Genomic DNA, 8,810 nt, shown 5'->3' on the forward strand with positions numbered 1-8,810 from the left:
TTATCCGACAGAGCCTTCAAGCGAAATCGCCACCAGCGCCTGTGCTTCCATTGCGAATTCCATCGGCAGCGCTTGCAGCACTTCCTTGCAGAACCCGTTCACAACAAGTGCCACGGCCTCTTCCTCGTCCATCCCGCGCGAGCGGCAGTAGAACAGCTGCTCGTCATCGACCTTGGACGTCGTCGCCTCGTGCTCCACCCGGCTCGAGTTATTCTTCACCTCGATATACGGCACCGTATGCGCGCCGCACTCAGACCCGATCAAAAGGCTATCGCACTGCGTATAGTTGCGCGATTCCTTCGCCTTGGGATGCATCGTAACAAGGCCGCGGTACGTGTTCTGCGCCTTGCCGGCGCTGATCCCCTTAGACACAATCCGCGACTTCGTACGCTTGCCCAAGTGGATCATCTTGGTGCCGGTATCGGCCTGCTGCATGTTGTTCGCGATGGCGATGGAGTAGAATTCCCCTTGTGAATCGTTGCCCCGCAAAATGCAGCTTGGGTATTTCCACGTCACGGCAGAGCCGGTTTCAACCTGAGTCCACATGATTTTGGACCGGTCGCCACGGCAATCGGCACGCTTGGTGACGAAGTTATAAATGCCGCCCTTGCCTTCTGCGTCGCCGGGATACCAGTTCTGCACCGTGGAATATTTCACCTCGGCGTCTTCTTCGACGATGATTTCGACCACAGCGGCGTGCAGCTGGGCAACATCGCGCTTGGGCGCGGTGCAGCCTTCAAGGTAGGACACATAGGACCCCTTGTCGGCAATGATCAGCGTGCGTTCGAACTGGCCGGTGTTTTCCGCGTTGATGCGGAAATAGGTCGACAGCTCCATCGGGCAGCGCACACCGGGCGGGATGTAAACGAACGACCCGTCGGAAAATACCGCCGAATTCAGCGTCGCATAAAAGTTGTCCGTCACCGGCACGACGGTGCCTAGGTACTTCTTTACCAATTCCGGATGCTCGCGGATCGCTTCAGAGATCGAGCAGAAGATCACGCCAGCCTTGGCCAGTTCCTTCTGGAACGTCGTCCCCACGGACACGGAATCGAATACCGCGTCTACCGCAACCTTGCGCCCCTCGTCGGGCACTGCGCCTTCGACACCGGCCAGGATCGCCTGCTCTGACAGGGGAATCCCCAGTTTCTTATAGGTTTCCAGCAGCTTGGGATCGACCTCATCCAGGGACTTCGGCTTCACTTCCATGCTTTTTGGGCGGGCGTAGTAATACAGATCCTGAAAATCGATATCCGCTACCTTCAGCATGGCCCAATTCGGCACGCTCATGCCTTCCCAACGGGCAAAGGCATCCAAACGCCACTGCGTCATCCATTCCGGCTCTTCGTTCTTGGCCGAAATCAGCTTTACGATATCGGGGTTCACGCCCTTGGGGGCATAGTCCATCTCGATCTCGTCGTCGTTCCAGCCGTATTTATACGCACCCGACAGCTGAGCGACCGCATCCACGGTCTCCTGATCAACGCCCTCTTTGACGTCCACATCCATTGCAGCCATTTTACTCACCTCTCTTGCAGCTTACGCCGCCATCATCCGTTTGGCCCTTGCGCACCATGCCTCAGCAAAGCGCAGAACCTCGTCTTCCGTCGTCTCGATTCCCAGCGACACGCGCAGCGCACAGCTCGCTTCATCGCCGCCGTATCCCAGCGCGGTCAGCACAGGCGATGCCCGTACCTTGCCGCTGCTGCACGCAGAGCCCGCCGAGACGGCAAACCCCGCCAGATCCATGGCCATCACCTGCGTCTCGCCGCGCCAACCGGGGCAGATCAGACAGGTGGTGTTCGGCAGCCGATCAAACTCTTTCCCGACAAAAATAGTCTGCGGAGCCTGCGCCGCAACCGCCTTTTCTAGAATATTTCTAAGTTGCGCAACCCGCTCCCAGCGCCCCTGCGCCAGATCGTCTTGTGCCGCTGCGGCAGCCGCCGCAAAACCGGCCACCCCGATGATATTCTCGGTCCCGGACCGGCGCCCCATTTCCTGACCGCCGCCGCGCAACTGCGCCGCAATATCAAAGCCTTGCGGCATGATTACCGCGCCGACCCCTTTGGGTCCGCCAAACTTGTGCGCTGACAAAAACACAAGTTCGACACCCGCCCAGGCATAGGAAAACGGCACGCGCCCGAAACCTTGCGTAATATCACTTACTGCAAGACCTTCTGGCAGTCTTTGAACGATTCCCGTCTCCGAATTAGCCAGCTGCACCGCCGAGCGCGCCGGCTCACTCACCTGCACCTGCCCGCCCTGCACCGGCAGATCGCATGCAACCCAAGCCCGCACGGCCTCGTGCTCCAGATCCGATCCGTGCAAACCGCGCCCGGCCAGCGCCAGCGCCGCCGCCTCCGTCGCCCCCGACACAAAGACAACATCCGCCTGTCCGGCCCCGACCGCTTCGGCGACCTGCGACCGGCACCGCTCCAGCAAGGATCGCGCCGCCCGCCCTTCAGCATGCACCGAACTGGGATTGCCCGCCACATCCATGGCCGCGACCATCGCTTCCCGCGCCGCGCTGCGCAAAGGCGTCGTCGCATTATAATCCAGATACACGCGGCTCATGGTTTCATCTGGCTGAAAAAACTCCGGGGGCGGCGCGCCAGCGCCGGGGGCAGAGCCCCCTCCTCGCCAATCCGTTGCAGATCGCCATGTCCTCGATTGAACTCACGCATCCCCCACCTCGTCCACGACCTCGAACAAGGCGGGCACCGCTGGACAGGGGGCCATGGCATTGCCGACCACGTCGCTCAGCCGCGTCTGGTGCAGAAACACATAAACATGGGCGCTCAGCCCCTCCCACAGGCGATTGGTCAGCGATTGCGCGCGGCTGCCGCACGCCCCGCCAGAGGCGCCGGCCCCCTTGTGCATCGCGCTGACCGTTTCATCCACCGCCCCCAGAATGTCAGAGACGCGAATATCCGACGCCGCCCGCGCAAGGCGGTAACCGCCGCCCGGGCCGCGCACTGATTCCACCAATCCTTCGCGGCGCAGCTTGACGAAAAGCTGTTCCAGATAGGGCAGGCTGACGTCCTGACGCTTGGCGATTTCGGTCAGGCTGACCAAAGTGCCGCTCGGTTGCAGCGCCAGATCGGCCAGGGCCACCATGGCATATCGTCCTTTGGTGCTCAGTTTCATCGCAACGCCTCCCGGTTCTGTGCGCAATCGGATCGCATGATCATACAACTGCATAAACATTGACGAAACGCCCCCGCCTGATTAGGTCAACGCCAATCCGGCCGCGCGGGACACCTCGTGCGGATTTAGAATCTTTCTAAGGTGCCTGAGCGTTTTCGTCAAGAATACGAACGCCGCCCGCGCACCGCAGCAGTTGGAACGCCCATGCCCGAAGTCATCTTTCCCGGTCCCGAAGGCCGCCTCGAAGGCCGCTACCACCCGCAAAAGGACCGTGATGCGCCGATCGCCATCGTGTTGCACCCCCATCCGCAGTTCGGCGGGACGATGAACAACAAGGTTGTCTACAACCTGCATTATGCCTTCTACAACATGGGCTTCACGGTGCTGCGCTTCAACTTCCGCGGTGTCGGGCGCTCTCAGGGGGAATACGATCAGGGAATTGGCGAACTTTCCGACGCGGCCTCCGCCCTCGATTACCTGCAGTCGATGAACAATAACGCCAAGCATTGCTGGGTTGCCGGTTTCTCCTTCGGTGCCTGGATCGGTATGCAGCTTTTGATGCGCCGCCCGGAAATTACCGGCTTCATTTCCGTCAGCCCGCCGGCGAATATGTATGACTTCAGCTTCCTTGCGCCCTGCCCGGCCTCTGGTCTGGTCATCAACGGTGCCGCCGACCGCGTCGCGCCGCCAGCCGACACGGTCAATTTGGTGAACAAGCTCCACGACCAAAAAGGCATCACCATCACCCACGAAGAAGTCCCCGGTGCCGGCCACTTCTTTGAAGATCCGCACATGGATCCGATGATCGGGTCGGTCAAAAGCTATGTGCGCCGCCGCCTGACAGAGAACACACGGTAATCCCATGTCCTATACCGATGATGTCGCCCTTGATCTGGCCAAACTGGCGCTTGATGACGCCGCCCGCACGGGCGACGAAAAGATCGTCGACCAGATCGGAGAGATCCTGGGTGCCTCGTCCCAGACCTTGCAGGAAAGTTACCTGATGTTTGTTCGCGTGCGGCGCGCCGAAGGCCGGGCGCGCGCCTTGCTGGAATCCCGCGCTGCCAAGACGGCGGACTAGATTGATACGCGGGGCAGCCCCTGCCCCGCGCACATGCATAAAGGCGGGGCAGCCGACATCGCCGCAGGTTTCGCCGCGCGAAACAAATACAGACTGATGATGATCCTATGCCGACTTCAACCGACCGCCTGACCCGCCAACTTGCCTTTTTGTCAGAGGTCGATCAGCTGAAATCTGTTGTACGCGCCAATGCGCTGATGGACGGATCGCGCCGGGAAAACGCGGCAGAGCATAGCTGGCACCTTGCCCTGTGGGGGCTGATTTTTGACGCGCCTCCCGCCACCATCAACATGGCACTGCTGCACGACATCGTCGAAGTTGACGCAGGCGATCACCCGATCCACATCCCGCAGAACCACGCGGCCATCGCGATAAAGGAACGCGCCGCCGCTGACCGCCTTTATGCGATCCTGCCGGATGATCAGAACGCCCTGTTCCGCGCCTATTGGGAAACCTTCGAAGACGCCGCAACCGATGCCGCCCGCATGGCCCGCACGCTGGATATGGCGCAGCCCCTGATGCAGGAACTGCTCAACATCTCTCAGACCGAGGAGGACCGCGATATTATCCGCGCCTTGCTAGCGACGGGGCGGCCTGCGGCGCTGGCTGACGACTGGCCGGCGCTTTACCACTACGGGCTTGGCCTGCTGGACCGGACCAATCCAAAACTGGACGCCGATACCGCCGCCCGCCTGCGTTTTCTGGCAGAGGCGGACCGGCTGAAAACGGAACTGCGCGCCACGACCCTGTTCGACGGCGCGCGCCGGGAAAACAGCGCCGAACACAGCTGGCACCTTGCGCTTTATGCGCTGACTCTGGCCGAACATGCGGCGCGTCCGGTGGATGTGGACCGCGTCATTGCCATGCTGTTGATCCATGATCTGGTGGAAATCGACGCCGGCGATTTGCCGATCCATACCATTGCCAGCGATCAGGGCGCAAAAGAGGCAGAGGAACACGCCGCCGCCATTCGCCTGTTCGGAATGCTGCCAAAGGCGCAGGGCGCGGCGCTGCACGCGCTTTGGCACGAATTCGAAGCGGCCGAGACCGATGACGCAATTTTTGCCAAGGCGCTGGACCGGGTGCAGCCGGTCATGGCGAACCTTGCCACGGGCGGCGGCACATGGCCGACCTACAACGTGACGCCTGCGCAGCTTCAGACCCGGGTCGGGGTCAAGGTCCAGCGCGGTGCCCCCGCGATCTGGACCGCACTGGAATCGCAGATCGACGCCTGGTTCGCCGCAGCGCAGACCGCCTAGCGCGGCTGTGGCACAATCCGGTGATCAACGTGCCGGATGGCTGATCCGCTCTGGTCCGCGGGCCATCCCTTTGCCATAACCACCTGATTGCAGGGGAAAGGCAGCAGATGCGCCCGTTTTCAACCTTTGGCCGCCAGCGCCCCTTTGCGGCGGCCCTGACGGTGCTGGCCCTGACGATGGGCTGGTTCATCATGCCCCTGCTGCTGCGCGGCCCGGTGGATGTGACAAATGGCACCGGCGTCGTCGATATGACGAACTTGCGGCCTTTCATCATCAACGAAGCCATCCTTGTCGTCCTTTTGGGCCTCATCGTGGCCTTGCTGCGTTGGGGACGGGCCACGGGCGTTGCGGGCCCCGTCGATCCGGCGGGGATGCGTCTGGCGCTGCTGATATTGGTGCCGCCGGTATCGATCGTGGCGATGACCTGGGCGAGCTATCTGTCGCTCGAAGGCGGCGCGGCCCTGCGCGCGGCACTGGTGCCGATTGCGACGCTTGCCCTGCTGGTCGGCCTGTTCGAAGAGCTGCTGTTTCGCGGTGTTCTGCTGCACGGTCTGCAAAGCCGGATCAGTGCAGGCTGGGCCATTGTCGCCTCTGGCACGATTTTCGGGTTGTTTCACGGAGTGAATGCGCTGGCCGGTCAGGATCTGACCATTACCGCGATCCAGATTGCGGGTGCGGCCGGGCTGGGATTGTTCTTTGGCGCTGTGACCGTGCAGGCCCGCAGCATCTGGCCTGCGGTGGCGCTACATGCGCTTTGGGATGCATTCGCGCTGTCTGCGCCAGCCGCTTTCGACCTGTTGCCGCAGTCCGATACCATGGCCGCGCCGCAGCCCGGCCCGCAGGCTTTAATCTTGCCAGCGCTGCTAAGCCTTGCGGCATGGATTATCCATCGCCGTTGGTGTAAGCGGATGGGGCGCGCAGCTTCAAACCAAATTGACAGTAATTGACACTGGACAGACAAGGTCAAGGGGCATAGGGCGACAAGCTGACTTATTCCGGACCCATACCCCATGATCGATACACTCGCCCGCGCCCTTGCTGACAAGGGCTATGACGCCCTCACACCCGTTCAGGAGGCCGTGACCAATCCCGATCTGGACGGCCAGGATTTGCTGGTCAGCGCCCAGACCGGTTCTGGCAAGACCGTGGGATTCGGTCTGGCGATCGGAAGCACGATTCTGGCTGAAGACGGCACATTCGGCCCCGCTGGCCGCCCCCTTGCGCTGATCGTCGCACCGACGCGCGAACTGGCTTTGCAGGTCAAGCGCGAGTTGTCCTGGCTTTACGCCGGCACTGGCGCTGTTCTGGCGTCCTGCGTGGGCGGTATGGATGTGCGCGACGAACGCCGCAGCCTTGACCGCGGCGCTCATATCGTTGTCGCAACACCGGGCCGTTTGGTGGACCACATCAACCGCAGCAATATCGATCTGTCTGATATCCGCGCCGTCGTTCTGGATGAAGCGGATGAAATGCTGGACCTGGGCTTTAAGGACGATCTGGAATTCATCCTTGGCGAAGCCCCGCCAGAACGCCGCACGCTGCTGTTTTCTGCAACCGTGCCTGCAACAATCGTCAAACTGGCGAAATCCTATCAGCGCGATGCCGTCCGCGTCACCACGGTGACAAAAGAAGGTCAGCACGCCGATATCGAATACCGCGCCTTGAGCGTTGCGCAGCATGACGGTGATAACGCCATCATCAACGTCTTGCGCTATTACGATGCGCCTAACGCCATTGTTTTCGCCAATACCCGCGCCATGGTCACACGCCTGACCACGCGGCTAAGTAACCGCGGATTTTCCGTTGTCGCCCTTTCGGGCGAGCTGTCGCAGCAGGAACGGTCCCACGCGCTGCAAGCCATGCGCGATGGCCGGGCCAAGGTTTGCGTTGCCACCGACGTCGCGGCCCGCGGGATCGACTTGCCGAACCTGGAACTGGTGATCCACGCCGAACTGCCGACTAACGCCGAGATCCTGTTGCACCGCTCTGGCCGGACCGGCCGCGCGGGTCGCAAGGGTATCTCTGCCATGATCGTGACACCAAAGATGCGGCGCCGGGCGGAAAACCTGCTGACCTGGGGCAAGCTGCAGGCAACCTGGGCCATGCCGCCGAGCGCCGATGAAATCCTGCGCAAGGATGAAGAGCGGCTGCTGAACGACGATATCTGGAACGAAACCTTTACCGAGGAAGAGCAAGCCTTTGCTGGCCGCCTGCTGGAACAGCATGACGCCGCGCAAATCGCCGCCGCCTATCTGCGCCTGTATCAAGGCAAGCAATCCGCGCCAGAGGACCTGAGCGCCGTGAATGCCCACACGCCCCGTGATGGCAGCGATAAGGCCCCGCGCGAGCGCAAGGAAACCTTTGGCCCGTCCAAGTGGTTCCGCGTCGATGTCGGCCGCGATCAAAAGGCAGAGGCCCGCTGGTTGCTGCCGATGCTGTGCAAAGCCGGCGACATCACCAAGAAGGAAATCGGTGCGATCCGTATTCAGGCGGATGAAACCTTTGTTGAAATCGCCGAAGGCGCTGCTGCTGGTTTCTTGCGGTCGGTCGGCCCTGACATGGCGCTGGAAAATCAGGCCAAGCTTAGCGTTGTCGACGGTGTGCCACAGATCAGCGACCGCGGCGCGCGCCCTGACAAAAAGGCCTATGCCAAGCGCGACAATGATGCGCCGCGCGCACCGCGTCCGCCCCGCGCCCGCGACACCAGCCCGCCGCCGCCCAGCCGTCAGGACGACGTGGCCGCCATTGCGCCCAGCCGCGACGACAGCCCCAAGCCGCGCAAACCCCGCGCCAAGCCCGAACGCCGGGACCATGGCGACGCGCTGGTCGATCTGAACAAACCGCGCGGCGCAAAGCCCGTTTGGAAAGGCAAGTCCGACGATACCCGCCCTGCCCGCGCGCCCTATCGCGCCGACGGCGACGCCAAACCTGCCTACAAAGGCAAATCCGATGGCGGCAAGCCGGCGTGGAAGGACAAAGACAACAAGCCCGCCTATAAGGGCAAGTCCGACGGCAAAGCCGGCGACAAGCCCGCATGGAAAGGCAAATCCGACGGCAAGCCCGGCTGGAAAAAGCCCGACGGTGCCCCGGCAAAACCCAAGGCAAACGCCTCTGACACCTCCAAGCGGTTCGTGCCGCCTGGCAGCAAACCGGCTGGCAAGCCTGCGGGCAAGTTTGGGGGCAAGGGCAAGCCCGGCGGAAAAGCGCCGTTCAAGCGCTAGGCCACGAAAGGGTGAGTTTCGGTGCGGCAAACAATGCCCTAATTCCGCCCTATTCCGGCCCGGAGAAAAACACGATCCGGATCGAAATTGAACCACCGCCCG

General features: G+C 62.0%; 8 protein-coding genes. 5 read left to right on the top strand and 3 right to left on the bottom strand.

What is annotated here, in order from left to right; genetic code table 11:
- The 3 genes from sufB to SJY10_RS09620 form a co-directional block, all read right to left on the bottom strand.
- Nucleotides 1-1,518: a Fe-S cluster assembly protein SufB gene (sufB, locus tag SJY10_RS09610; RefSeq protein WP_386681953.1), complete on the bottom strand. Its 1,518-nt coding sequence runs from the start codon at nt 1,516-1,518 to the stop codon at nt 1-3.
- Nucleotides 1,519-1,539: 21 nt separating this feature from the next.
- Entirely contained in the window at nt 1,540-2,574 is a 1,035-nt protein-coding gene (locus SJY10_RS09615; protein WP_386681955.1) for a cysteine desulfurase family protein, read from the bottom strand.
- A gap of 102 nt (nt 2,575-2,676) precedes the next feature.
- Nucleotides 2,677-3,147, bottom strand: coding sequence for an Rrf2 family transcriptional regulator (locus tag SJY10_RS09620; RefSeq protein ID WP_386681957.1), 471 nt, complete (start codon nt 3,145-3,147; stop codon nt 2,677-2,679).
- Nucleotides 3,148-3,351: 204 nt separating this feature from the next.
- On the opposite strand from SJY10_RS09620, the gene SJY10_RS09625 reads away from it, so the two are divergent.
- From SJY10_RS09625 to SJY10_RS09645, 5 genes are all read left to right on the top strand, one after another.
- Complete coding sequence (locus tag SJY10_RS09625; protein WP_386681958.1) at nt 3,352-4,005, top strand: alpha/beta hydrolase; 654 nt, start codon at nt 3,352-3,354, stop codon at nt 4,003-4,005.
- A gap of 4 nt (nt 4,006-4,009) precedes the next feature.
- On the top strand, nt 4,010-4,228 hold the full coding sequence (locus tag SJY10_RS09630; RefSeq protein ID WP_386681960.1) for a hypothetical protein: 219 nt from the start codon (nt 4,010-4,012) through the stop codon (nt 4,226-4,228).
- Nucleotides 4,229-4,335: 107 nt separating this feature from the next.
- Nucleotides 4,336-5,487, top strand: coding sequence for an HD domain-containing protein (locus SJY10_RS09635; RefSeq protein ID WP_386681962.1), 1,152 nt, complete (start codon nt 4,336-4,338; stop codon nt 5,485-5,487).
- Nucleotides 5,488-5,594: 107 nt separating this feature from the next.
- Nucleotides 5,595-6,434, top strand: a complete 840-nt coding sequence (locus SJY10_RS09640; RefSeq protein WP_386681964.1) for a CPBP family intramembrane glutamic endopeptidase — start codon at nt 5,595-5,597, stop codon at nt 6,432-6,434.
- 63 nt (nt 6,435-6,497) lie between these two features.
- Nucleotides 6,498-8,708: a DEAD/DEAH box helicase gene (locus tag SJY10_RS09645; protein WP_386681966.1), complete on the top strand. Its 2,211-nt coding sequence runs from the start codon at nt 6,498-6,500 to the stop codon at nt 8,706-8,708.
- Nucleotides 8,709-8,810: the final 102 nt, after the last annotated feature.

The sequence above is a fragment of the Loktanella sp. R86503 genome (genome assembly GCF_042466455.1).
GTDB lineage: Bacteria > Pseudomonadota > Alphaproteobacteria > Rhodobacterales > Rhodobacteraceae > Loktanella.

What these genes read in the sequence shown, in the direction of transcription:
- sufB (WP_386681953.1), bottom strand. Translation starts at nt 1,518, where the DNA reads ATGGCTGCAATGGATGTGGACGTCAAAGAGGGCGTTGATCAGGAGACC.
- SJY10_RS09615 (WP_386681955.1), bottom strand. Translation starts at nt 2,574, where the DNA reads ATGAGCCGCGTGTATCTGGATTATAATGCGACGACGCCTTTGCGCAGC.
- SJY10_RS09620 (WP_386681957.1), bottom strand. Translation starts at nt 3,147, where the DNA reads ATGAAACTGAGCACCAAAGGACGATATGCCATGGTGGCCCTGGCCGAT.
- SJY10_RS09625 (WP_386681958.1), top strand. Translation starts at nt 3,352, where the DNA reads ATGCCCGAAGTCATCTTTCCCGGTCCCGAAGGCCGCCTCGAAGGCCGC.
- SJY10_RS09630 (WP_386681960.1), top strand. Translation starts at nt 4,010, where the DNA reads ATGTCCTATACCGATGATGTCGCCCTTGATCTGGCCAAACTGGCGCTT.
- SJY10_RS09635 (WP_386681962.1), top strand. Translation starts at nt 4,336, where the DNA reads ATGCCGACTTCAACCGACCGCCTGACCCGCCAACTTGCCTTTTTGTCA.
- SJY10_RS09640 (WP_386681964.1), top strand. Translation starts at nt 5,595, where the DNA reads ATGCGCCCGTTTTCAACCTTTGGCCGCCAGCGCCCCTTTGCGGCGGCC.
- SJY10_RS09645 (WP_386681966.1), top strand. Translation starts at nt 6,498, where the DNA reads ATGATCGATACACTCGCCCGCGCCCTTGCTGACAAGGGCTATGACGCC.